Raw genomic sequence first — 22,206 nt, 5'->3', positions numbered from 1 at the left:
CATGCGCATGGCACCAGGCCGTGCGCATGGACAACAGACCCGCTCCAGAGCCGTCCCAAGGCTCCTACAGCCCTTCATGCAGCGCCCTTGCCGGGTGCCCCGTCCCATGGCCCAGACCGCCGCGCCCCGCCCTCTTCCCGAGCCGCCCATTGCGGCCGAGTGGACACTGCCTGCGGGCTGGCGCACGCTGGAGTTCATCTCGGACCTGCACCTGCAGGCCAGCGAGCCCGCCACCGTGCAGGCCTTCCGGAACTACCTGGCCGCCACGCGGGCCGATGCCGTCTTTTTGCTGGGCGACCTGTTCGAGGTTTGGGTGGGTGACGACGCCCTGCTGGAGCCGGGCAGCTTCGAGGCCGAATGCGCCACCGCCATGCGCGCGGCAGCCACCCGCACGCCGCTGTTCTTCATGCAGGGCAACCGCGACTTCCTGACCGGCGCGCAGTTCGATGCGCTGTGCGGCACGACCACGCTGACCGATCCCACCGTGCTTGACTGCGGCGGCCAGCGCATCCTGCTCAGCCATGGCGATGCCCTGTGCCTGGACGATGTGGACTACCAGCGCTTTCGCGCCATGGCCCGCTCGGCGGCCTGGCAGGCCGGCTTCCTGGCCCAGCCGCTGCAGGTGCGCCGCGACCAGGCACGCGGCATTCGGCAGGAGAGCGAATCGCGCAAGCGGGAATCGGACGGCCATGGCGCCGCCATGCCCACCTATGCCGACCTTGACGCGCAGGCCACGCGCAGCTGGCTGCATGCCGCAGGTGCCGCCACCCTGATCCACGGCCACACGCACCGCCCGGCCGACCATGACCTGGGCGATGGCCTGCGGCGCATCGTGCTCAGCGACTGGGATCTGGCGGCGCCCGCGCCCCGCGCCGAGGTGCTGCGCTGGGAGCGCGGCATGGGCCTGCGGCGCCTGCCACTGTCCGACGTTCTTGAACAGGCCAGCCCGCCATGAGCCTTTGGCAACAACTGGGCCGCTGGGTCCGCAGACTGGGCCGCCGCGCACGCTCCACGGTGTCGCCGGTGCCCGAGATTCCCGCGCCGCTGTGGCTGTCCACGCTGGCCGCCTACCCTTTTCTCGCGTCGCTGACGCTGGAGGAGCAATCCAAGCTGCGCGCCCTGGCCGCCGCCTTCCTGCAGCGCAAGCGCTTCCACGGCGCGCACGGCCTGGAAGTCAGCGATGCCATGGCGCTTGAAATTGCCGCCCAGGCCTGCCTGCCCCTGCTGCACTGGGGCGAGCCGCAGGGGGCGCTGTCCTGGTATGACGACTTTGTCGGCATCGTGGTGCACCCGGGCGATGCCGTGGCGCGGCGCCAGAGCATGGACGAGGCCGGCGTCATCCACGACTACGACGAAGTGATCATGGGCGAGGCCATGCATGGCGGCCCCGTCATGCTGAGCTGGCAGGCCATTGGCGCAGGGCGCGGCTCCCACGCCAGCCACCATGGCCACGGCGGCCAGCCCGCCAATGTGGTGATCCACGAATTCGCCCACAAGATCGACATGCGCAACGGCGGTGCCGACGGCTGCCCGCCCCTGCCGCCGGGCTTCATGGGCAGCAGCTCCGCGCGCCATGCCCGCGAGATATGGCAGGCCGCCTGGGCACCGGCCTACGACGCCTTCCGTGAGCAGATCACCATCGCCGAGCGCTTTGGTGGCGAATGGCCCTGGCTGGACGGCTATGGCGCCACGGCGCCCGCCGAATTCTTCGCCGTGGCCTGCGAGGCCTTCTTCGTGGACCGCGCCCGCTTTGCCCTGGAATTTCCCACGCTGGCGCCGCTGCTGGCTGCGCTCTTCAAGCCGGCCACCAGTCAACCCTGATCGGAGCAAACCTCCTTCAGTGCCTGGGCGAACAGGCGCTGCTCCTCGTACTGCCCGCCCGCCTTGCGCTCGAACAGGGTGATGGGTGGCAGGGTCCAGCCAAAACGGTGGCGCACGATGCCCACGCCCGCGATGCGCACCAGTTCCTCGGCAATGTCAGCCGGCACGATGGACACGGCCCGCTCATTGGCCGCCACCAGTTCGCCGATCACCTTGGCCGAGAGCGTTTCCACAAACGGCGGCGGCGGCTCCACGCCCGCGCGCAGAAAAAAGTCGGTGATCTGCTCACGCATGGGCGTACGGCGCTGGCCCAGCACCCAGTCAAGCCCCGTGAGTTCGGCCCATTGCAAAGGCCGGCGCCCCAGCCGTGTGGCCAGACTGCGGTGGGCGATCAGGCGAGGCTCCTGCTCATAAAGCACGCTGTGCCGTATGCCGCTCATGTCCAGCACGGCCGAGGCGCGGCCAATCACGCAGTCCAGCTCATGTGCGCGCAACTTTTGCAGCAGGCGGTCGCTGGTGTCCTCATGCAGCGTGACAGTGATGCGCCGGCCTTGCGGCCGCGTCCTGCCGATGGCATCGGCCAGCATGCGCGCCGGCAGAAAGGGGATGACACCCACCTGCAGGTGCGCCGCACGCTGCTGCCCCACGGCCTCAATGTCGTGGGCCCAATGGTCCAGATCGGCCAGCATGCCCCGGGCGCGCGCCAGCACCAGCGCGCCCAGCTCCGTAGGCTCCATGCCGCGCGCAGAACGCAGGAACAGCGGCGCGCCGAACAATGACTCCAGCTCGGCCAGGGCCTGGGTCACGGCGGGCTGGCTGGTGGCCATGCGCTCGGCCACGCGGGTCAGCGTGCCCAGTTCGCTGATGGAGCGCAGCAGCAGCAAATGCTTCATCTTCAGTCGCGTGGCCATGCGGTGGGCCAGTTGGGCAGCGGTCGATGCAGTGCGGTTTTGCGGCATGGATTCAGGCGTGGCGCGTCATAAGCAAAACCATATTGAACAATAAAAACAAACGAATTTCTGCTTATGCGCGCGTTCCAGAATTCCTGCGTCTTGCACACCCAAAACGAAAGGACCAGGCAGACCATGGATGGCATGTTTTTCATCATCGCGCTGGGGGCGGCGGCGGCCGGATTCGTGCAGGGCCTGTCGGGCTTTGCCTTCGGCATGGTGGCCATGTCGTTCTGGGCCTGGGTGCTGGAGCCGCGCGATGCGGCCGTGCTCACCGTCTTCGGCTCGCTGCTGGGCCAGGTGCTGTCGGCCATTACCGTGCGGCGCGGGTTTGCGCTGGCAAAGCTGCTGCCCTTCATCCTGGGCGGTCTTGCCGGCATTCCGCTGGGCGTCTTGCTGCTGCCGCACCTGGACATGGCCTGGTTCAAGGCCCTGCTGGGCGGCATGCTGGTGCTGTGGTGCCCGGTGATGCTGCTGTCGGCCCGGCTGCCCAGGCTGGCGCGCGGCGGCCGGGTGGCCGATGGTACCGTCGGCCTGGCGGGCGGCGTGATGGGCGGACTGGGCGGCTTCACCGGCACGCTGCCCACGCTGTGGTGCACGCTGCGCGGCTACCCCAAGGATGAGCAGCGCTCCGTCATCCAGAACTTCAACCTGTCCATGCTGGCCGTGACCATGGCCACCTACCTGGGCACCGGCATGGTCACGCGCAGCATGCTGCCGCTGTTCGCCATCGTGGCGCCGGCCATGCTCATTCCATCGCTGCTGGGCTCCAGGCTGTATATCGGCATCAGCGAGATGCGTTTCCGGCAGATCGTGCTGGGCCTGCTGTGCCTGTCCGGCGTGGCGCTGCTGGCCTCCTCGGTGCCGGTGCTGCTGCAGCGCGCGGGCTGAGCGCGCCGAACGCGCTTCCGGGAAGGCCTGGAACCAAGCCGGCCGGCTGCAGCAGATGGCCAAGCAACGGCAGCAACACGTGCAGGGGCTGGGCAATGAACTGGCCGCCGCCAAGAAGGATCCGCAGCGCGCGCAAGACGGGGCACTGCCCTCGAAAAAAGGCGGGGCAGGAATCGCTCCCTGCCCCGCCTTCAGGCTCCGCCGCGTGGCGGGAACTCCTTCTTCTCCCTCGATGGCGCATCAGTACCGCGCATCGGCCGGCTTCTTGTCCTTGGGCCAGTCCTTGTGCTTGTTAGCAAAGTCCGGGCGCGGCTGGTGGCTGAAGTACTCGGCCACATCCACGGCCTCCTGGTCGCTGAGGCCGCCCTGGCCCAGCGGGAAGTTGCCATGGAAGGCGATGGGCATGTTGCGCTTGACGAAGGCCGCTGCCGTGTAGGTGCGCGCCATGCCCGCGCCGATGTTGAAGGACTCGTCACCCCACAGCGGCGGATAGACCCACTGGCCCTTGGCATTCTTCACGCCCTCGCCCTCGCCGCCATGGCAGACCGCGCACTGGGCCGCATAGACCTTCTTGCCGTTGTCCACGTTGGGCACGATGGACTGGCTGATCTTGCCCACGCCCCGGCCTTCAACCTTGTCTTCGGGTTTGGTTTCGCGGCGCATCCAGTCGAAGTAGGCGACCATGGCCTTGATTTCGTCGGACTCCAGCGGCAGCGGCTTGCCGTTCATGGAGCGCAGGAAGCAGCCATTGATGCGGTCCTCCAGCGTGATGACGCGGCCCGCGCGCGGCGCATAGCCGGGGAAGAAGGCCGAGACACCGATATAGGGCGAACCATCGGCCACGGTGCCCGCGTTCAGGTGGCAGCTGGCGCAGTTCAGCGCATTGCCCACATTCCTGGGCAGCAGGTCACGCGTCTCTATGTTCAGGCGGGCACCGTAGACCAGTTGCTTCGCGTTGGATTCGTCCAGCATGGCGGCCAGGCGCGGCGTCTCGAAGGGGCGTGCGCTTTCGCCCTTGGCATCGAGCTGCTTGCGCATGGATTGCACCTCCCTGGCATGGATCTCGCGCGCATCGGCACGGCCCCAGCTCTTGCGGGCGAAGTTGAGGATGTCGGCAATCTCCGCATCCTTGAGCTGTGCGAAGGCCGGCATGGTCAGCGGCCGCGCATGGCTTTGCGTGACGGGCGCCTTCCAGCCCACCAGCATCAGATGGATCAGCGTGGACGGGTCCTGCGACTGCAGCGAGAAATTGCCGGCCAGCGGCGGAAACACGTCCTTCACGCCACCGCCATCGGCACGGTGGCAGTCGGCGCAGAACTGCAGATAGCCCAGGCCGCCCCGGCTGGCGTAGAGATCGGCAGGCACGTCGGAAGACACTGCCGACGTGGCGGATGGCGCATGCACGGAAGCCTGCGACGCCGGATGCGGGGCGATGATCGGCCCCGGCCCCTGGGCCACCTGCATGGGCAGATCGTTCTTGCCTGCGGGCAGTGACTTCAGATAAGTGCCAATGGCCAGCAGGTCCTCATCGCTCATGTACTGCGTGCTGTGCTGCACCACGTCGACCATGTTGCCGGAGACCGTGCCGTGGCTGTTGCGCCCGGTCTTGAGCAACTGGGCGGTTTCCTCGGGTGTCCACAGATTGCGCAGGCTCAGCGCGCGCCAGTTCTCCACGGTCTCGCCGGCCAGGAAATACTCGCCCTTGCTGCCCTCGCCGGTCATGGTCTTTTCCTGGAAGCCCACCCCGCGCGGCGTATGGCAGGCGCCGCAGTGGCCCAGGCCCTGCACCAGGTAGGCACCCCGGTTCCACTGGGCAGTTTGCTGCGGTTGGGGCTGGAAGGGCGTGTCATCCAGAAACACCCAGTTCCACAGCGCCAGGCCCCAGCGCTGGTTGAAGGGGAAGCCCAGGTCGGACTCCTTGTTGGCCGCCTTCACGGGCGCCACGCCCTGCAGCAGATAGGCGTACAGGGCCTGCATGTCCTCGGCCGTCATCTTGGCGTAGGAGGGATAGGGCATGGCCGGGTACATGTTGCGGCCATCGGCTGCCACGCCCTTGCGCATGGCGCGGTCGAACTGCTCGAAGCTGTATTTGCCCATGCCCGTATCGGCGTTGGGCGAGATATTGGTGGAATAGATCTTGCCGAATGGCGTCTCCAGCGCCAGCCCACCACCCATGGGCTGGGATTTATTGCCGGTGTGGCAGGCAACGCAATCGCCCAGGCGTGCGATATATCGCCCGCGATCGACCAGGCTTCTTTGCTCCGCCGTCAGGTCCGCCGCGTAATCGGCAGGCAGGTCATCAATGATTTGTGGCATTTGCGCATGGTCCACTCCGGGCGCCGGCGCCGAAATGGCCAGTTGCCAGGCGGCGGCCGACAGCGCGGCCACGCACAGCAGGCCTTGCTTGAGCGAGAGTTTCATCGTCTTCGATCCACTGAAATGAATTATTATTGAAAGAGGCAAAAACGGATATTGACGAGATACTCAACCCAACGCCTGCAGCCATTGCAGCAAATGATCATCTCTTTGCGCAATATCTTCTTATATATACGAATTCTAGTGGTATCCCCTTATTTTTTCCATGCAAGCCGACGAAAACGATAAGCCAATAGCGCATTTAACGCGGGCTTAATCAATGCAAGGAGAAAGCGCGCGCAGCCGCCTCGGGCGCGCACGAAAAAGCGGCCCGCAAGGGGCCGCTGATTTCACCGTCGGTGTATCCGTCAGTGTATGGGGTGGCGGCTCGCCCGCCGGGCTCAGGCCGCCTGGCTGCAGCGGCGCGCCGCCTGCGCCACGCTGTGCGCGTCCACGCCAAAGTGGCCGCGCAACGCGGCACGCGTGTCACTTCGGCCAAAGCCGTCCGTGCCCAGGGTGAGGAATCGCCTGCCTGCGGGCAGGAAGGCGCGCACGGTCTCGGGCACGGCGCGCACATAGTCGGTGGCAGCAATCACCGGGCCCTGCGTGGCGTCCAGCAGTTGGGCGATCCAGGGCTGGCCAGGTGCCTCACCTGCCAGCATGCGCTGCTCGCAGGCCACGCCATCGCGCGCCAGTTCGCTCCAGCTGGTCACGCTGACCACGGTGGCGGCCATGCCCTCGCTGGCCAATTGCTCGGCGGCCTTGAGCACTTCGGTGAGGATGGCGCCCGATCCCAGCAAGGTGACATGCTGCGTGGCACGGCCCGCATCGCCAAAGCGGCTGAACACATAGCCGCCGCGCAGCACGCCTTCGGCCGCGCCCGGTGGCAGGTCGGGCTGGGCGTAGTTCTCGTTCATCAGGGTGATGTAGTAGAAAACGTCGCGCTGCTCCACCAGCATCTCGCGCATGCCGGCGTCCAGGATCACGGCCAGCTCGCCCGCATGCGCGGGGTCCCAGGCCTTGCAGTTGGGAATGGTGGCCGCCACCAGATGGCTGGAGCCGTCCTGGTGCTGCAGGCCCTCGCCGCCCAGCGTGGTGCGGCCCGAGGTGGCGCCCAGCAAAAAGCCGCGCGCCCGCTGGTCGGCCGCCGCCCAGATGGCGTCGCCCACGCGCTGGAAGCCGAACATGGAGTAGTAGATGTAGAACGGCAGCATGGCCAGGCCGTGCACGCTGTAGCTGGTGGCTGCCGCCGTCCAGCTGGCGATGGCGCCGGCCTCGCTGATGCCCTCTTCCAGGATCTGGCCGTCCAGCGCCTCGCGGTAGGACAGCACCGAGCCGATGTCCTCGGGCGCGTAGCGCTGCCCCAGGCTGCTGTAGATGCCCACCTGCTTGAACAGGTTGGCCATGCCGAAGGTGCGCGCCTCGTCCGCCACGATGGGCACGATGCGCGGACCCAGCTGCGCGTCCTTGAGCAGGCCGCCCAGCATGCGCACGAAGGCCATGGTGGTGCTCATCTCCTTGCCGGCAGGCGCCAGCGCAAACTGCGCGTACTGATCCAGCGCTGGAACGGGCACGCGGTCGCACACCGTTTCGCGGCGCGGCAGTGCGCCGCCCAGGGCCGTGCGGCGATCGCGCAGGTACTGCATCTCGGCGCTGTCATCGGCAGGTTTATGGAAGGCCAGGCCCTTGGCCTGCTCGTCACTGAGCGGCAGGTTGAAGCGGTTGCGGAACTCGATCAGGTCGGACTCGTCCAGCTTCTTCTGGCTGTGCGTGGTCATCTTGCCCTGCCCGGCCGATCCCATGCCGTAGCCCTTCTTGGTATGGGCAAGGATCACCGTGGGCTGGCCGCGATGGGCGGCAGCCGCTGCATAGGCCGCATGGATCTTCACCAGGTCATGGCCGCCGCGCTTCAAGCGGTCGATCTGCTCGTCCGTCAGGCCCTGGGCCAGCGCGGCAAGCTCGGGGTTCTGTCCAAAGAAATGCTCGCGGTTGTAGCGTCCGTCCTTGGCGGCGAAGGTCTGCATCTGCCCGTCCACTGTGCCGCCCAGCGTGCGCGCCAGGGTGCCGGTGAGGTCGCGCGCAAACAACCCGTCCCAGTCGCTGCCCCACAGCAGCTTGACCACGTTCCAGCCCGCGCCGGCAAACAGCCGTTCCAGCTCATCGACGATGCGGCCGTTGCCGCGCACCGGGCCGTCCAGACGCTGCAGATTGCAGTTGACCACCCAGACCAGGTTGTCCAGCCCCTCGCGCGCGGCCAGCGTGAGGGCGCTCATGCTTTCGGGCTCGTCCATCTCGCCGTCGCCGAACACGCCCCAGACCTTGCGCTCCTGGCAGTCCAGCAGGCGGCGGTGCGTGAGATAGCGCATGAAGCGCGCGTGGTAGATGCTGCTGATGGGGCCTATGCCCATGGAGCCCGTCGGGAACTGCCAGAAATCGGGCATCAGCCAGGGATGGGGATAGCTGGACAGGCCCTGTGCGCCTGCCGCCGGCGCGCTGATCTCCTGGCGGTAGTGCTGCAGGTCCTGCTCGGTCAGCCGCCCTTCCAGGAAGGCCCGCGCATACACGCCGGGCGCGCTGTGCGGCTGGAAGAACACCAGGTCGCCTCGGTGCTGGCCCGGCGCCAGCCCCTCCCGGGCATGGAAGAAATGGTTGAACCCGGTCTCGAACAGGTCGGCCGCGCTGGCATAGCTGGCAATATGGCCGCCCAGCTCGCCATAGGCCTGGTTGGCGCGCACCACCATGGCCAGCGCGTTCCAGCGCATGATGGACGCCAGCCGCTCCTCGATGGCCAGGTCGCCCGGAAACACCGGCTGCTGCTGCGCCGCCACGCTGTTCACATAGGGCGTGTTCAGGTCGGGCTGCCAGCCCAGGCGCTGCTCGCGCGCCATGCGCGCCAGCTCTTCCAGCACGAAGCGCGCTCGCTGCGGACCTTCTGTGGCGACCAGGGCCAGAAAGGCCTCGCGCCATTCGGCGGTTTCCTGGGGGTCAGTATCGATATCGGCCAGCGCGGCCAGTGGCGTGGGTGCGTTCATGTCCGCCACTTTAGGACTGGCAGGCCGGCATGAGCAGCCGTTCATGGATAAGGAAAACGCCATATTCCAGCATTTCATGCCGGTATCTACATAAAATCCAGCACATGAAACTGGACACCATCGACTTGCGCATTCTGGCCGAGTTGCAAACGGACGGCTCGCTGTCCAACGTGGAGCTGGCGCGGCGCGTGCATCTGTCGCCGTCGCCCTGCCTGGCGCGCGTCAAGGCACTGGAGAAGGCCGGCGTGATCGCGCGCTATGTGGCGCTGGCCAATGCGTCGGCGCTGGGGCTGGGGCTGAATGTGTTCATCAACATCAGCCTGAAGTCCCAGGCCAAGGAATCGCTGGCCGACTTCGAGCGCCGCATTGCCGAGCACGACGAGGTCATGGAGTGCTATCTGATGAGCGGCGACGCCGACTACCTGATCCGCGTGGCGCTGGCCGACATCGGTGCGCTGGAGCGCTTCATCGTGGAGCAGCTCACGCCGATTCCCGGCATAGAGAAGATCCGCTCCAGCTTCACGCTCAAGCAGGTGCGGTACAAGACCGCCCTGCCCCTGCCTGCGGCGGGTTGATCCGAACCCCGACTCAGCCCGCAGGCTTGGCCATCTCGCCGGTGGCGATGCGGCGGCGCAGCTCGCCCAGCACGGCCTTGAGGCGGCGCTCGTTGTCCAGGCCCACGCGCACCAGCATCTTCTGGCCGCTGGACAGGGCCTGCAGCTCAGGGTCGGCGTATTCGTAGCGCACCCAGGGCTGGATGGAGGGCACCTCGCCCTCCACCTTGGTCAGCCGTACCTGCACCGGGCCCGCGGGCTCGGGCGCGGCGCGCAGGTGGTCTATGACGGCAATGAGGCGATCGTTGAAATAGCGGCTGGGATAGCCCAGGTCTTCATAGGCGGTCTGGAACAGGGGATACAGCCGGGCATAGAGCTTGACGGCCCCGTCCATGGGAATGGACTCGGCAAAGGTCACGAACGCCTTGTAGCGTGCGGCGTTGGCGGGGGCGATGGCCTGCGCATCACCAGCCTCTGCCGCGCCCTCCACCGTGAAACGCTGAGGCGCCGGGTGCACGGGCCAAAGCCGTGCAGGGGCCTGGGAGCGGGTCAGGTTGTCCACGGTGGCCACGGCGCGGCGCACAAAGCCGTCCATCTGCAGAAAGCTGCCGGCCTTGTCACGGCCCAGCAGGCCGTTGAGGGCCTGGGTGACATGGGCGTCGGAGTCCTGCAGCGCGGGCAGGCCGGAGGCGGGTTGCTCCAGCGCATCGACAGGGTTCTGGGGCTCGGTCAGCTCGGGCGCGGGGACGGGTTCAAGTTCGGAGGGCTGGGTGGACTGGGCGGGCGCCTGCGCCACTTCCGCCGGCGCCTCGGGCACGGCGGCGGGACGCCACCAGTACCACCAGGCCGCGCCCCCCAGGGCGGCAGCCGCCAGCACCGCTGCGGCGATGCCGAAGGCCGATGGGCCGGAGGATCTGGCGCGAGGGCGGAAGTCTTGGGGATCGCGTTCTGGCATGGATGGGTCCTTTGGCTTGGGCAGGGGGCTGGCAGCTCAGTTGCCGCAGGACGTGCGACAGCAAAGCACAACCAGGGTTCCCCGGCTTTGCTGACACCGGCCCCTGCCTTGTGTTTATAAGCCGCCCCGCTGCCTGCGCAGGCCATCGTGCGCGCCTGGCAACAACGCGTTACCCGGCTTACCCGGCCGTCTCAGCCCTGCGTGCCCAGATCCTGGAGCCAGGCCATGGCAGCCTGCAGCTCGTCGGGGCGGATTTCGTGCATGCTGGGGTACTCGTGGTAGCTCAGTTGCAGCGGCAGGCGCTGCACGTGGCTGCGAATGGCGTGGGCGCTGGTCAGCGGAATGACGTTGTCGTAGGTGCCGTGGCTGACCCAGAGCGACTTGCCGTCAAAGGCCGCGTCAGGAGCCTGGTGCGGCAAGGCCTCGGGCAGCAGGCGGCTGTGCCAGCACATGGCGGCGCGCAGCAGCGCGGGCTGGGTCAGCAGCAGGCTGAGCGCCATGATGCCGCCCTGGCTGAAGCCGCCCGCCACGGTTCGCTGGGCAGGGATGTCCAGCCGCGCTCCGGCCTGCTGCACGGTCTGGGCCACCAGGGCGCGGCTGTGCTCTTCCTGCGATGCGTGGATGTGGCGCGTGCCGTTGGCATCCACCGTGAACTGGAACCAGGCATGGGCTGAGGGACCCATGGAAAACGGAGCGCGCAGGCTGAGCACGTGGAACTGCGGCGGCACGAACGATGCGAGGCCGAACAGATCCTGCTCATTGCTGCCAACGCCATGCATGAGCACCAGCAGCCAGGGCTGCTGCCCCGGTGCGGGTTGTGCGGGGCGCTCCAGCGCCACCAGAGGCAGGTCGATCATCACGGACTCCTTGGTTTTTTAGCGATTTCCAGGACCGGGGTGGTCCCGGGCAACGCGCCATTGTGGCGCCTCGCCAAGTCCGCGGCAGCAGGAGGTTATGCCGCCTGCGCGTCCTCGAAGGCCATCGCATCCATGGCCAGGATGGAATACATGACTTCGCGGCTCAGATACCGTGGCCGCGCTGTCGCGCCGGCCGCGCCCAGCGCGAAGTACAGCGGCATGAAGTGCTCCTCGCTGGGATGGGCGCGCCGGGCCGAAGGCGCGCGGGCGCGGTAGTCCAGCAGCGCAGGCAGGTCCTGCGCCTGCAGGCGCGATTCGATCCAGCGGCTGAAGTCCTGCACGTAGGGCGAGGAGGCGCTGGAGCCGCCGACGGCATGGTCGTCCTGCAGGCCATCCTGGCTGCGCAGGGCCTGCACGGCGTCGTCCACCCGCACCGTGGCCTCGCCCGTGCCGCCACGGAATTCGCCCAGGTTGTGCGTCATGCTGCCGGAGCCGACGATGAGCACGCCCTCATCGCGCAGCCCCGCCAGTGCCGCGCCCAGCGCATGGGTTTCGGCCGGCCCGGCCGAGGCAGGCAGGGACAGCTGCACCACGGGCAGGTCGGCATCCGGCAGCAAATGCATCAGCGGCACCCAGGCGCCGTGGTCGAAGGGCCGCTGCGCGTTGGCGCTGGCGGCAATGCCTGCGGCCTGCAGGCGGTCCATGACTTCCTGCGCCAGCTGGGGCGCGCCGGGGGCCGGGTACTGCAGTTCGTAGAGTGCGGGCGGAAAGCCGCCGAAGTCATGCCAGGTGGAGGGCGTGGCGCCGGTCATGACTTCCACGCCGTGCGACATCCAGTGCGGCGACATGACGACCACGCCGCGCAGCGGGCCGGAGGCCTGGCGCAGCGCCCTGCCCCATTGCGCGAGCACGGGGCCGGTTTCACCCGGCTCCAGCGCGAACATGGGCGAGCCGTGGGAGACATAGAGCACGGGCAGCCGGGCACCGGCGGCGGAGGAAACCCGGGGAGAGTGGGGAGCGTGGGAGTCTTGCATTCCCCTAATGTAGGGACGCCCGGGCGCCGCGCCAAGCCGCCAGCGGCAGCACACATTGTTGCGCTGGCCGGGTCAATCCGGATCAATCGTCGCGCGGGCGCCCGCGCAGGGCCTTGGTGGCGCCGTGCCGGCTCTTGCTTTCCAGGCGGCGCCGCTGCGACCCCAGCGTGGGCCGGGTGGCGCGGCGCAGGATGGGCTCGGGATAGGCGGCGGCCACCAGCACGTTGAGCCGCTGCAGCGCGGCGCGCAGGTTCTGTTCCTGCGTGCGGTGTTGCTGGGCCTTGATGACGACCACGCCCTCGTTGGTGATGCGGCCGTCGCGCAGGGCCAGCAGGCGCTGCTGCACGGCCTCGGGCAGGCGCGAGGCGCGCACGTCAAAGCGCAGGTGCACGGCGCTGGAGACCTTGTTCACGTTCTGGCCGCCCGCGCCCTGGGCGCGCATGGCGGTCCACTGCACCTCGTGCAGCTCGATGGGCCGCATGCGCTCAGGCATCCAGCGCAGCGGTCAATGCCGCCACAAAGGCATCGGGACGCTCATGCATGACCCAGTGGCCCGCGCCGGGCACCAGGGCCAGGCCGCGGAAGTCGCGCGCATGGCGTGCAAAGGCCTGGGCCAGCTCCTGCATCATCGGGCCCGGGTAGAGCGCGTCGTGCTCGCCATAGATGGCCCATACGGGGCCGTCCACGGCCTGCAGGGCACGCGCCAGCACGTCGGTGTGCGAGAGACGGCGGCGCGGAAGGCGGTCACGCTCCACGTTGAGCACATGCAGGGCCAGGGTGTCCTCGTCGATGAGGCTGGCGTCATGCAGCATCAGCGCCTGCAGGTTGTAGCGGTGGGCCACGGCCTGCGCCTCGGGCGTGGCCAGGTGGCGCCAGCCCTTGAGCCGCACGGCCAGGCCCTTGCCCACGCCCATGCCGGGCGCCCCAGCCAGCACCAGGCGCCGGGCCAGCGTGCCGTCGGCGGCGGCCAGCATGCCGGCCGTCATGCCGCCAAAAGAGAAACCGACCAGATCGCACAGCGGGGCGGCGGGCGCACTGCCATCGGCCAGCAGTTGCCGCAGGCCCTGGCGCAGCGGCCCGACCAGGGTGTCGGCATCCTGGCCGCCTGGCACCCCATCGGAATCGCCAAAGCCCGGCAGGTCGGGTATCCACAGCTGGCGCCCCTGGGCCAGCAGCGCGTCCATGCAGCGCAGCCAGTGCGTCCAGCTGCCGCTGCCGCCGTGCAGCATGACGATGGGCAGCTCGCCCGCGCGTGCCTCGCCCCAGACATGCCAGACCATGTGGCCGTCTTCGGGCTGCGCGGCAGACAGCGGCGTGGTCAGGCGCCGCGCCTGGGCGCGCAGGCGCTCAATGGCGGCGGGCGTATTCACCACTGGGCCACGGCGTCAATGGCCAGGCCGTAGCCGGCCACGCCAAAGCCGCACATCACGGCGCGCGCGGCGGCCGACAGGTAGGAGTGGTGGCGGAAGCTCTCGCGCGCATGCACGTTGCTGATGTGCAGCTCCACCAGCGGCACGCCCGTGCCCTTGACGGCATCCAGCAAGGCCACGCTGGTGTGGGTGTAGGCGGCGGCGTTGAAGATCAGGCCGGCCAGACGGCCTTCGGCGTGCACGCGGCCGGCTTCGTGGACCCAGTCCACCAGTTCGCCTTCGTGGTTGCTCTGGCGGAACTCCAGCCCCAGCCCGTAGCGCGCGCAGGCGGCTTCGCACAGCGCACGCACATCGGCCAGGGTCTGGGAGCCATAGATGGCGGGTTCACGCAGGCCCAGCAGGTTCAGGTTCGGGCCATTGAGGACATAGACGGTTTTCACGGCGGGGACACTCCAGGTTTCCAACGGACTGGATTATGCGGGCCATCCCCGGCCCGGTCCTGGCGCAGGCACCACGGAAAAAGCCGCCCCAAGGGGCGGCAAGAGTCGGTTCAGCGTGGTTCAGCTCAGATCAACGGCGCCAGTGGCCATGCCCGTGGCCATGTCCGTGGCCATGGCGGTACTCGCCACGGTATCCACCCCGGTAGCCGCCGCCATAGCCGTATCCGTAGCCGGGAACGACCACGACGGGCGGAGCACGGTAGACGGCGCGCGGCGCGTAGTAGACCGGCGGCGGGGGCGCGTAGTAGATGGGCTGGGGCGGTGCCACATACACGGGGGCAGGCGCGACATAGACGGGCGGGCCATACATGCCCGGCGAATTCAGGCTGATGGACCATTGCACATCGCCCCGGGCCTGGGCGGCGCCCGAAGCCATGAGGGCGGCCAGGGCCAGGCCGGCTGCTGCTGCTTTTGCAACCCACGGGGAAGCTGTCGTTGTCATGGTGTCTCTCCTCGAAGTTGGACAGGCGTGGCAGGCATTGCCGCTGGTGCCGCCTTCCCGCACTTTGGCACAGGGGGACGGCATACGCCCTGCATTCTCAACGCGCGAGAGGGGTCTACGGATGGCAGGCTTTTATACAAGTTTGTTTCCAAATGCCTCAACCCTTGGCTGGCGCGGCTGTCCGAAAGCCGTCCGGAGCGGGTCTGCAGGCGGGCGCCTACAATGCTGCGATGAGCTCTGCTGACGCCTCCCCCATCTCCAAAGATCCGGTCAAACCGAGTAACTTCTTGCGCCAAATCATCGAGGCCGACCTGGCCAACGGTACCCACGCCCAGCGCCGCTGGGGTGGAAGCCCCGGTGATGGCGACCACCACAACCAGGGCCAGGTGGACGTGGCGAAGATCCGCACACGCTTCCCGCCCGAGCCCAACGGCTACCTGCACGTGGGCCACGCCAAGGCCATCTGCCTGAACTTCGGCCTGGCGCGCGACTACGAAGGTGCCTGCCACCTGCGTTTCGACGACACCAATCCCGAGAAGGAAGACCAGGAGTACGTGGACAGCATCATCGATGCCGTCCATTGGCTGGGCTTCGGCTGGAAGGAAGCCGACGGTCACGAGAACCTGTACTTCGCCAGCAACTACTTCGACTTCATGTACCGCGCAGCCGAGTACCTGATCGAGCAGGGCCTGGCCTATGTGGACGAGCAAAGCGCCGACGACATGAAGGCCAACCGCGGCGATTTCTCGCGCCCCGGCGTGGACAGCCCGTTCCGCAGCCGCACGGTGGCCGAGAACCTGGCGCGCTTTCGCGAAATGCGCGACGGCAAGCTGCCCGATGGCGCTGCCGTGCTGCGCGCAAAGATCGACATGGCATCGCCCAACATCAACCTGCGCGATCCCGCCATCTACCGCGTGCGCCATGCCGAGCACCACAACACCGGCAACCAGTGGTGCATCTACCCGATGTACACCTTCGCCCATCCCATCGAGGACGCGCTGGAGCACATCACCCACAGCATCTGCACGCTGGAGTTCGAGGACCAGCGCCCGTTCTACGACTGGCTGCTGGACCATCTGCGCGAAGGCGGCCTGATCGCCGCGCCGCAGCCGCGCCAGTACGAGTTCTCGCGCCTGCACCTGACCTATGTGATCACCAGCAAGCGCAAGCTCAAGCACCTGGTGGACAACGGCATCGTCAGCGGCTGGGACGATCCGCGCATGCCCACCATCGTCGGCCTGCGCCGCCGTGGCTACACGCCCCAGAGCATCCAGGCCTTCTGCGAGCGCATCGGCGTGACCAAGGACTACGCCTGGATCGACTACTCCACGCTGGAAGGCTGCCTGCGCGAGGACCTGGAGAACCAGGCCCATCGCGGCATGGTGGCCCTGGACCCGCTCAAGCTGGAGCTGACCAACTGGGCCGAGGTCTTCGGCAGCGCCGAGCACCTGGAAGCCTGCGAGCTGCCCGCCCTGCCCCACGCCGCCGAAGGCCAGCAGGTGCCGGTGCGCCGCTTCACGCTGGGCCGCGAGGTGTGGATCGAGCGCGAGGACTTCGCCGAAGTGCCGCCCAAGGGCTACAAGCGCCTTTTCCCCGGCAACAAGGTGCGCCTGAAGGGCGGTTACGTGATCGAGTGCACGGGCTGCGAGAAGGATGCCGAGGGCAACGTCACCAAGGTGCTGGCCACCGTGGTGCCCGACACCAAGAGCGGCACGCCGGGTGCGGACAGCGTCAAGGTCAAGGCCGCCATCACCTGGGTGGGCGTGGCCGACGGCGTGCAGGCCGAGGTGCGCCTGTACGACCGCCTGTTCACCGACCCGCAGCCCGATGCGGGTGGCAAGGACTTCCTGACGCTGCTCAACCCGGACAGCCTCAAGGTGGTGACCGCCTATGTGGAGCCTTCGCTGGCCAACGCGCAGCCTGACGACAAGTTCCAGTTCGAGCGCTTCGGCTACTTCGTGGCCGACCGCAAGGACCACGCACCGGGCAAGCCCGTGTTCAACCGCGCAACGGGTCTCAAGGACTCCTGGGGCAAGTAGGCGCATGGCCCGTTGACGGGCACCTGCACCGCTCCTCCCCCGAAGATGGCCCACCATCCTGCTTTGCAGGGGTGGGCCATCGCACATGGGCGCTTTTGCAGGGACCGTGGCCTCAGCACAATGCCAGGCCATGAACCAAGCCTTGCCACAGGCGGCTTCCGCCGCCAAGTTCGACACCTCCCGCGCGGCCGAGTACGAAACGCAAAGCCGTATTGCACTGGCCGGCTACGACGCCTGCCACGAACTGGCCGCCTGCCTGCTGGCTGCCAGCCTGGATGCCGGCCCGAAGTCCGTGCTGATTGGCGGTGCCGGTGGCACGGGCCAGGAGATACTGGCCACGGCGCGGCTCAGGCCGCTGTGGAAATTCACGGCTGCCGACCCCTCGGCCCCCATGCTGGACCAGACCATGGACCGCATCGCCGCAGCGGGGCTGTCGGCCCAGGTGCAAGCCGCCCCCTTCGCCGTGCAGGACCTGCCGGCCGGCACGGTGTTCGACGCGGCCACGCTGATCGGCGTGCTGCACCACGTCCCTGACGACGCGGACAAGCTGCAGCTGCTGCAGGCCCTGTCGGCGCGGCTGGCGCCTGGGGCGCCCTTCATCCTGGCCTGCAATCGCTACCGCTATGACAGCGAGCCGCTGTTCCTTGAAGCCTGGGCCATGCGCTGGCGCATGGCGGGCGTGGACGAGGCCGCTGTCCATGCGAAACTCGGCAAAATCCGGCAGGGCGCGGTTCCACCGGCCTCGGAAGAGGCGGTGGAGCAGATGCTGGCCCAGGCCGGTTTCGTGCAGCCCAAGCGCTTTTTCTCCAGCCTGTTCTGGTGTGCCTGGATTGCCTTCAAGGCCTGACCACGGAACCACTCAGCCACTGAAACACCAGAACGCCCGGCGCCGGTTGACCCTTCCCTTTCTCCCTTTTCCCTTTGATTTGCCTTTCAGCATGAACTTCTCCGCACGCCTTCAGCAACTGCCCACCGTCACCCACCTCGCCGCGCTGCAGCTGGCCGACGCCCAGGGCCAGGTCGTGGCCACCATCGAGAACAAGCCCGGCCAGACCGGCTCGCTGGCCGTGTACCACGCGCTGGCCGCGCTGTACGGCGGCACCATCACGCCGGCCGCCGCCGAGCTGGGCCTGGAGTGGTATGCCGAGCACACGCAGGACGCCATCGCCTTCCCCGGCAAGCACCCCAATATCGACCGCCTGCTGGCCTGGTCCAAGGGTGCCGAGAGCTACCAGGCCCGCCTGATCGCGGCTTGATCGCGGCCTGAGCGCGTCCTGATTCAGCCTGGGTAAACACCGCGTCACAGAAGTTGCGCGGACTGGGGGCATCGGCTGACACGCCGGTGTCAACGCAGGGCGCACTTTGGCGTTCAAATGACATGTGCCTTGCCGCTTCGGCGCGCAAGGCGTTCCTGCCCAGGAGAACGCAATGCTGCAACCCGCCGTGCCCACAGCACGCACCACGGCCCGCTCAACTTCCCACGCTGGCGCCCTGCGCCTGAGCGTGCTGGGCCTGGCCACCGCCCTGGCGCTGAGCGCCTGCAACGAATCCCAGGACAAGCCCCCGCAGGCCGCCAGCGCGCCGCTGCCGCCTGCCACCGAAAACGCCCAGCCCGTCGCCACGCCCGTAGCCTATGTGCCGCCTTCGGCCGAGACGCTCTACCAGATGGTGGCGCCCATTGCGCTGTACCCCGACAAGCTCGTGGCCCAGGTGCTGGCCGCCTCCACCTATCCTGACCAGGTCGGCGCAGCCGAGGTGTGGATGGGGCAGAACCCCGGCCTCAAGCCCGAGGAACTGCAAAACGCCGTCAACAGCCAGGACTGGGACCCTTCGGTCAAGTCACTGGCGCAGTTTCCCAATGTGCTGGCGCAACTGTCATCCAACGTTCCCTGGACCACGGCCCTGGGCAAGGCCTACTACAACGATCCGGCCGATGTGATGAACGCCATCCAGGTGATGCGCCAGCGCGCCTACAAGGCCGGCACGCTCAAGGACTCCAGCCGGCTCAAGGTGGCCGTGGCCACGGCCGATGCCACGCCCCCCGTGCCCCAGCCCGCACCGCAGGCCGTGGGCGAGCCGCTGTCGTCCATGCTGCCCGTGCCGGTGATCGACACGCCGCCGCAATTCATCGAGATCGCACCTGCCCAGCCTGACACCGTCTATGTGCCGCAGTACGACCCGGGCGTGGTCTATGGCGAGCCCGTGCCGATGTACGGCGGATACCGGCCCATCGTGGCGCCGCAGCCCGTGTACGTAGGCAGTTCGGCCGCGCCCGTGGTGGCGGGGCTGATCGGCTTCGGCGCAGGCGTGATCCTGGCCGAGTCCGTGGACCGCCGCCCCTGGGGCTGGAACTCCTGGGGCATGCGCTGGGGCGAGCCCGGCTACCGCTGGCACCGCAATGAGCCGCCGCCACCGCCCTCGCGCCGCCCGGCCGTGATCTACAACAACAACACCTACGTCTCGCGCTCGACCACGGTGGTGCAGAACATCCACAACACGCACATCAACAACGTTGGCAACGTCACCCACATCGCGAACAACCCGCACTTCGAGCCGCGCCGCCCTGACTTCCCGCAGCAAGGTGGTGATCCTCGCCCGGGCGACCCGCGCTCCGGTGACCCTCGTTCTGGTGACCCACGTTCAGGCGGCATGGCCGCTGCGGCCCTGGCCGGAGCAGCAGGCATGGCCGGCGCCGCCGCAGCAGCGCACTCCGGCATGCCCCAACGCCTGGGCCTGAGGCCGCCGCAGGGCGGCCCGCCCCCGTCCGCCCAAGGCATGGTGCCGCCCGGCGGCGCCCAGGGCTTTGCCCGGCACGATGGCGCCGATCGCGGACGCCCGGGCCTCAGGCCTGATGACCGGCCCCAGGCCTCACTGCAGCCCCGGATGAACCCGGTGCCGGCCTCGCAGCCGGGCCAGTTCGGCAAGTGGCCGCAGTCCCCTCAGTCTGCGCAATCGGCCCCCTCATCCCCACCGGGCACCGCGCAGCGACCCGCGCCAGCACTGCCTGCGGCAGCCATGCAGGGTGACAGGGGCCGCGACTCCCGCGTGCCTTCCTGGTCTTCCGCAGCCACGCAGCAGGGCATGAGGCCACAGGACCGGCAGGACCGCGACCGCTCCATGGCCGATGCAGCGCGCCAGCGCCAGCAGCAACAGCAGCAAATGGAGACGCAGGCCGCCCGCCTTCGCGGCGAGGAACAGGCGCGCCAGCAACAGCAGCGCCAGGCCCAGATGCAGGCCCAGGCGCAGATGCGAGATCAGGCCCGCGACCAGGCCCAGGTTCAGGCGCAAGCCCAGGCCCGCCAACAGGCCGAGCGCGATCGCCAGGCCTTGCAGCAGCGCTCCCAGGACCAGGCGCGCCAGCAGCAAATGCAGCAGCAGCAACAGGCACGCGCACAGGAGCAGATGCAGGCAAGGATGCAGGCCCAGCAGCAGGCGCAAAGACAGGCCCAGATGCAGGAGCGGCAGGCGCAGCAGCAAAGGCAGCAGCAGTTCGAGGCTGCCCAGCAGCAACGCATGCAGGCCCAGCAAGCACAGCAGGCCCAGGCACAGGCGCGTGCCCAGCAGCAGCAGGCCCGCGCACAGCAGGAGCAACGCCAGCAACAGCAGCGCATGGCCAACGCGGCCCGCCCACAGGAGCGGCGCGGCGGGCGCGACGAGCGCCGGGACCGTTGAGCGGCGCGCAAGCGCATTTGAATGCCATGGCGTCATGGCGTCATGACGTTGAGGCGTTGGCAAGCTGGCGCGCTGGCATGGCGGACAATGGGGCGCTCGACCACAGCCCCCCCCGCTTCCCCCATGCAGATACCGACGACGAATTCCCGCTCCCGCCGACTGTTTGTGCAATCCCTGTGCGCCTCGGGCGCGGGCCTGATGGTCCCGGCCTGGGCCGCTGCGGCCTCCGGGGAATCCCCCTGGCCGCATGACAGCCGCGTGCCCGGTGGCGTGGCCCGCCTGTCGCTCGGGCCATCGGCCCAGCGGCCACAGGTGCTGGCCGGCGACGTGCCCGTGCTGGTGGTGGGCGACATGATCGAATGGACGGCCGTGGTCGGCATTGCGCTGTCGGTGGCGCCCGGCACGCATGGCGTGACGGTGAAGGGCGAAGGCGCACCGCGCACCCTGCCCTACGAAGTGCGCGACAAGAAATACACCGAGCAGCGCCTGAAGGTCTCGCCCAAGACCGTGGACCTGTCACCCGAGGACGATGCCCGCTACCAGCGTGAGCGCGCCCACCAGCAGACCATCATGGCGCTGTTCACCGAGCCGCCCGCACGCCCTGGCGACCTGCGCATGCGCCAGCCCGTGCCGGGCCGCCGCAGCAGCAGCTTCGGCCTGCGCCGCGTGTTCAACGGCCAGCCGCGCAATCCGCACAGCGGCATGGACATCGCGGCAGCCACGGGCACCAACGTCGTCGCGCCGCTGCCGGGCAAGGTGGTGGATGTGGGCGACTATTTCTTCAACGGCGGCACCGTGTGGCTGGACCACGGCGGCGGCCTGCTGAGCATGTACTGCCATCTGAGCAGCGTGCAGTGCAAGCTGGGCGATCAGCTGGACACGGGAGATGCCTTCTGCAAGGTCGGCGCCACAGGCCGTGTCACCGGCCCGCACCTGCACTGGGGCGTGATGCTCAACCGCACCATGGTGGACCCGGCCCTGTTCCTGGTGGCCTGAACGGGGCCGGCGCCCGCCGGCGTCAGTGGTTGGCCGAGGGAATGGTGTTCTGCGGCGCCACTGGCGTGGGCACGGCGATGGATTCACGGTCCTGCGCCAGGTAGCGCGACACCAGCTCGAAGAAGCTGTCGTAGAAACCGCTCTTGGCAATCGTCTCGCTGCCCACCTTGACCATGGAGTCGCTGCCCGAGGAGAACGGCAGCGACACCGACCCCAGCGCACCCACGCCCAGGCTGGCCGAGTTGGCGCTCTTCTTCAAGGTATAGCGGTCCTGCAGCGCCGTGACAAAGCCGATGCTGACCTGGCCATCGGCCGTCTCGGGCACGCAGACCACGCGGATGTTCATCTGCAGGTTCAGTTCGGGGTCGGGCTGGAAGCTCTTGCTGCCCTCTATGAGTTCGGCCGTGCGCGCCATGGCGATGTAGCCCTGGCTCAGCAGCGCGCGGCGCGCGGCCTCGCAGGTCTGGGCCGGCGAGGCATCGAACATGCGCGAGAAGGTCTCGGTGGAGCCGAAGCTCTCCTGCACGGGCACATGCTGGGGAATGGTCGAGCCGCAGCCCGCAAGCATTGCAATGATGGCCAAAGCTCCCGCGTAGCGCATGCCACGCACCCTGTTTGCTGCACTCCAACGTCGATACACGAACCTGCTCCTTGCTCCGGCGCCGCAGCCTGCGGATGGCATGGCGGCTGGCCGCCTATTCTCACCTGAGCGCAACGCATCGGCCGGCAACTTTGCAG

The 22,206-nt window shown here is 68.2% G+C and carries 20 protein-coding genes; 9 read left to right on the top strand and 11 right to left on the bottom strand.

Annotated elements, in window-relative coordinates; genetic code table 11:
• The first annotated feature begins 106 nt into the window (after nt 1-106).
• Together LGR64_RS20945 and LGR64_RS20940 are read left to right on the top strand one after the other, a co-directional pair.
• Nucleotides 107-955 carry a UDP-2,3-diacylglucosamine diphosphatase gene (locus LGR64_RS20945; protein WP_141829201.1) on the top strand — a complete coding sequence of 283 codons (849 nt, stop codon included), beginning with the start codon at nt 107-109 and terminating at the stop codon, nt 953-955.
• Nucleotides 952-1,821 (top strand): zinc-dependent peptidase, encoded by an 870-nt coding sequence (locus LGR64_RS20940; RefSeq protein ID WP_141829203.1) that lies wholly within the window; start codon nt 952-954, stop codon nt 1,819-1,821. The genes LGR64_RS20945 and LGR64_RS20940 overlap by 4 nt, the downstream gene beginning before the upstream one ends.
• On the opposite strand, the gene LGR64_RS20935 is transcribed toward LGR64_RS20940, so the two are convergent.
• Nucleotides 1,812-2,780: a LysR family transcriptional regulator gene (locus tag LGR64_RS20935; protein WP_012204420.1), complete on the bottom strand. Its 969-nt coding sequence runs from the start codon at nt 2,778-2,780 to the stop codon at nt 1,812-1,814. The genes LGR64_RS20940 and LGR64_RS20935 overlap by 10 nt on opposite strands.
• Nucleotides 2,781-2,906: 126 nt before the next feature.
• On the opposite strand from LGR64_RS20935, the gene LGR64_RS20930 reads away from it, so the two are divergent.
• On the top strand, nt 2,907-3,662 hold the full coding sequence (locus LGR64_RS20930; protein ID WP_230356832.1) for a sulfite exporter TauE/SafE family protein: 756 nt from the start codon (nt 2,907-2,909) through the stop codon (nt 3,660-3,662).
• 240 nt (nt 3,663-3,902) lie between these two features.
• Here the strand turns inward: LGR64_RS20930 and LGR64_RS20925 are convergent, their stop codons facing one another.
• A complete protein-coding gene (locus tag LGR64_RS20925; protein WP_230356829.1) occupies nt 3,903-6,083 on the bottom strand; it encodes a c-type cytochrome in 2,181 nt (726 codons plus the stop codon).
• Between the two features lie 335 nt (nt 6,084-6,418).
• The gene (gene mdeB / locus LGR64_RS20920; protein WP_141829209.1) at nt 6,419-9,049 is read right to left on the bottom strand and encodes an alpha-ketoglutarate dehydrogenase; all 2,631 of its coding nucleotides are present in this window, start codon (nt 9,047-9,049) and stop codon (nt 6,419-6,421) included.
• Nucleotides 9,050-9,153: 104 nt separating this feature from the next.
• On the opposite strand from mdeB, the gene LGR64_RS20915 reads away from it, so the two are divergent.
• A complete protein-coding gene (locus LGR64_RS20915) occupies nt 9,154-9,624 on the top strand; it encodes an Lrp/AsnC family transcriptional regulator (protein ID WP_012204416.1) in 471 nt (156 codons plus the stop codon).
• A gap of 13 nt (nt 9,625-9,637) precedes the next feature.
• Here the strand turns inward: LGR64_RS20915 and LGR64_RS20910 are convergent, their stop codons facing one another.
• The 7 genes from LGR64_RS20910 to LGR64_RS20880 all read right to left on the bottom strand — a co-directional run bounded on the left by LGR64_RS20910 (nt 9,638) and on the right by LGR64_RS20880 (nt 14,761).
• On the bottom strand, nt 9,638-10,558 hold the full coding sequence (locus LGR64_RS20910) for a DUF3014 domain-containing protein (protein ID WP_141829212.1): 921 nt from the start codon (nt 10,556-10,558) through the stop codon (nt 9,638-9,640).
• 191 nt (nt 10,559-10,749) lie between these two features.
• Nucleotides 10,750-11,415 carry an alpha/beta hydrolase gene (locus LGR64_RS20905; RefSeq protein WP_013803384.1) on the bottom strand — a complete coding sequence of 222 codons (666 nt, stop codon included), beginning with the start codon at nt 11,413-11,415 and terminating at the stop codon, nt 10,750-10,752.
• 95 nt (nt 11,416-11,510) lie between these two features.
• The gene (locus LGR64_RS20900; RefSeq protein WP_141829214.1) at nt 11,511-12,449 is read right to left on the bottom strand and encodes a dioxygenase family protein; all 939 of its coding nucleotides are present in this window, start codon (nt 12,447-12,449) and stop codon (nt 11,511-11,513) included.
• Nucleotides 12,450-12,531: 82 nt separating this feature from the next.
• The gene (gene arfB / locus LGR64_RS20895; RefSeq protein WP_017405644.1) at nt 12,532-12,942 is read right to left on the bottom strand and encodes an alternative ribosome rescue aminoacyl-tRNA hydrolase ArfB; all 411 of its coding nucleotides are present in this window, start codon (nt 12,940-12,942) and stop codon (nt 12,532-12,534) included.
• Entirely contained in the window at nt 12,935-13,819 is an 885-nt protein-coding gene (locus LGR64_RS20890; RefSeq protein WP_141829216.1) for an alpha/beta fold hydrolase, read from the bottom strand. The genes arfB and LGR64_RS20890 overlap by 8 nt, the downstream gene beginning before the upstream one ends.
• Nucleotides 13,816-14,259 (bottom strand): type II 3-dehydroquinate dehydratase, encoded by a 444-nt coding sequence (gene aroQ / locus LGR64_RS20885; RefSeq protein WP_012204410.1) that lies wholly within the window; start codon nt 14,257-14,259, stop codon nt 13,816-13,818. Before aroQ ends, LGR64_RS20890 begins: the two co-directional genes overlap by 4 nt.
• Before the next feature lie 130 nt (nt 14,260-14,389).
• Nucleotides 14,390-14,761 (bottom strand): hypothetical protein, encoded by a 372-nt coding sequence (locus LGR64_RS20880; protein WP_088166912.1) that lies wholly within the window; start codon nt 14,759-14,761, stop codon nt 14,390-14,392.
• Nucleotides 14,762-14,991: 230 nt separating this feature from the next.
• Between LGR64_RS20880 and LGR64_RS20875 the strand changes: the two genes are divergently transcribed.
• The 5 genes from LGR64_RS20875 (at nt 14,992) to LGR64_RS20855 (ending at nt 21,468) form a co-directional block, all read left to right on the top strand.
• Nucleotides 14,992-16,800, top strand: a complete 1,809-nt coding sequence (locus LGR64_RS20875; protein WP_034391560.1) for a glutamine--tRNA ligase/YqeY domain fusion protein — start codon at nt 14,992-14,994, stop codon at nt 16,798-16,800.
• A 130-nt stretch (nt 16,801-16,930) separates the two neighbouring features.
• Complete coding sequence (locus tag LGR64_RS20870) at nt 16,931-17,647, top strand: class I SAM-dependent methyltransferase (RefSeq protein WP_141829218.1); 717 nt, start codon at nt 16,931-16,933, stop codon at nt 17,645-17,647.
• Between the two features lie 91 nt (nt 17,648-17,738).
• Nucleotides 17,739-18,056 (top strand): DUF2322 family protein, encoded by a 318-nt coding sequence (locus tag LGR64_RS20865; protein WP_043823779.1) that lies wholly within the window; start codon nt 17,739-17,741, stop codon nt 18,054-18,056.
• 172 nt (nt 18,057-18,228) lie between these two features.
• Entirely contained in the window at nt 18,229-20,472 is a 2,244-nt protein-coding gene (locus LGR64_RS20860; protein ID WP_141829220.1) for a DUF3300 domain-containing protein, read from the top strand.
• Nucleotides 20,473-20,595: 123 nt separating this feature from the next.
• Complete coding sequence (locus LGR64_RS20855) at nt 20,596-21,468, top strand: peptidoglycan DD-metalloendopeptidase family protein (RefSeq protein WP_096915733.1); 873 nt, start codon at nt 20,596-20,598, stop codon at nt 21,466-21,468.
• Nucleotides 21,469-21,490: 22 nt separating this feature from the next.
• Here LGR64_RS20855 and LGR64_RS20850 read toward each other — a convergent pair whose 3' ends face one another.
• On the bottom strand, nt 21,491-22,069 hold the full coding sequence (locus LGR64_RS20850; protein WP_013803394.1) for a DUF2242 domain-containing protein: 579 nt from the start codon (nt 22,067-22,069) through the stop codon (nt 21,491-21,493).
• Nucleotides 22,070-22,206: the final 137 nt, after the last annotated feature.

Source organism: Delftia sp. Lp-1, assembly GCF_020523835.1.
GTDB lineage: Bacteria > Pseudomonadota > Gammaproteobacteria > Burkholderiales > Burkholderiaceae_C > Comamonas > Comamonas acidovorans.
Note: the sequence above shows the minus strand (reverse complement) of the source record. Positions and strands in the feature narration are given on the sequence as shown.

Bases quoted from the DNA above. Each gene is read 5' to 3' on its own strand.
- LGR64_RS20935 (WP_012204420.1), bottom strand. From the start codon at position 2,780: ATGCCGCAAAACCGCACTGCATCGACCGCTGCCCAACTGGCCCACCGC.
- LGR64_RS20930 (WP_230356832.1), top strand. From the start codon at position 2,907: ATGGATGGCATGTTTTTCATCATCGCGCTGGGGGCGGCGGCGGCCGGA.
- LGR64_RS20940 (WP_141829203.1), top strand. From the start codon at position 952: ATGAGCCTTTGGCAACAACTGGGCCGCTGGGTCCGCAGACTGGGCCGC.
- LGR64_RS20870 (WP_141829218.1), top strand. From the start codon at position 16,931: ATGAACCAAGCCTTGCCACAGGCGGCTTCCGCCGCCAAGTTCGACACC.
- LGR64_RS20915 (WP_012204416.1), top strand. From the start codon at position 9,154: ATGAAACTGGACACCATCGACTTGCGCATTCTGGCCGAGTTGCAAACG.
- LGR64_RS20850 (WP_013803394.1), bottom strand. From the start codon at position 22,069: ATGCGCTACGCGGGAGCTTTGGCCATCATTGCAATGCTTGCGGGCTGC.
- LGR64_RS20925 (WP_230356829.1), bottom strand. From the start codon at position 6,083: ATGAAACTCTCGCTCAAGCAAGGCCTGCTGTGCGTGGCCGCGCTGTCG.
- LGR64_RS20865 (WP_043823779.1), top strand. From the start codon at position 17,739: ATGAACTTCTCCGCACGCCTTCAGCAACTGCCCACCGTCACCCACCTC.
- LGR64_RS20900 (WP_141829214.1), bottom strand. From the start codon at position 12,449: ATGCAAGACTCCCACGCTCCCCACTCTCCCCGGGTTTCCTCCGCCGCC.
- LGR64_RS20860 (WP_141829220.1), top strand. From the start codon at position 18,229: ATGCTGCAACCCGCCGTGCCCACAGCACGCACCACGGCCCGCTCAACT.
- LGR64_RS20910 (WP_141829212.1), bottom strand. From the start codon at position 10,558: ATGCCAGAACGCGATCCCCAAGACTTCCGCCCTCGCGCCAGATCCTCC.
- arfB (WP_017405644.1), bottom strand. From the start codon at position 12,942: ATGCCTGAGCGCATGCGGCCCATCGAGCTGCACGAGGTGCAGTGGACC.
- LGR64_RS20945 (WP_141829201.1), top strand. From the start codon at position 107: ATGGCCCAGACCGCCGCGCCCCGCCCTCTTCCCGAGCCGCCCATTGCG.
- LGR64_RS20855 (WP_096915733.1), top strand. From the start codon at position 20,596: ATGCAGATACCGACGACGAATTCCCGCTCCCGCCGACTGTTTGTGCAA.
- LGR64_RS20880 (WP_088166912.1), bottom strand. From the start codon at position 14,761: ATGACAACGACAGCTTCCCCGTGGGTTGCAAAAGCAGCAGCAGCCGGC.
- mdeB (WP_141829209.1), bottom strand. From the start codon at position 9,049: ATGAACGCACCCACGCCACTGGCCGCGCTGGCCGATATCGATACTGAC.
- LGR64_RS20905 (WP_013803384.1), bottom strand. From the start codon at position 11,415: ATGATCGACCTGCCTCTGGTGGCGCTGGAGCGCCCCGCACAACCCGCA.
- LGR64_RS20875 (WP_034391560.1), top strand. From the start codon at position 14,992: ATGAGCTCTGCTGACGCCTCCCCCATCTCCAAAGATCCGGTCAAACCG.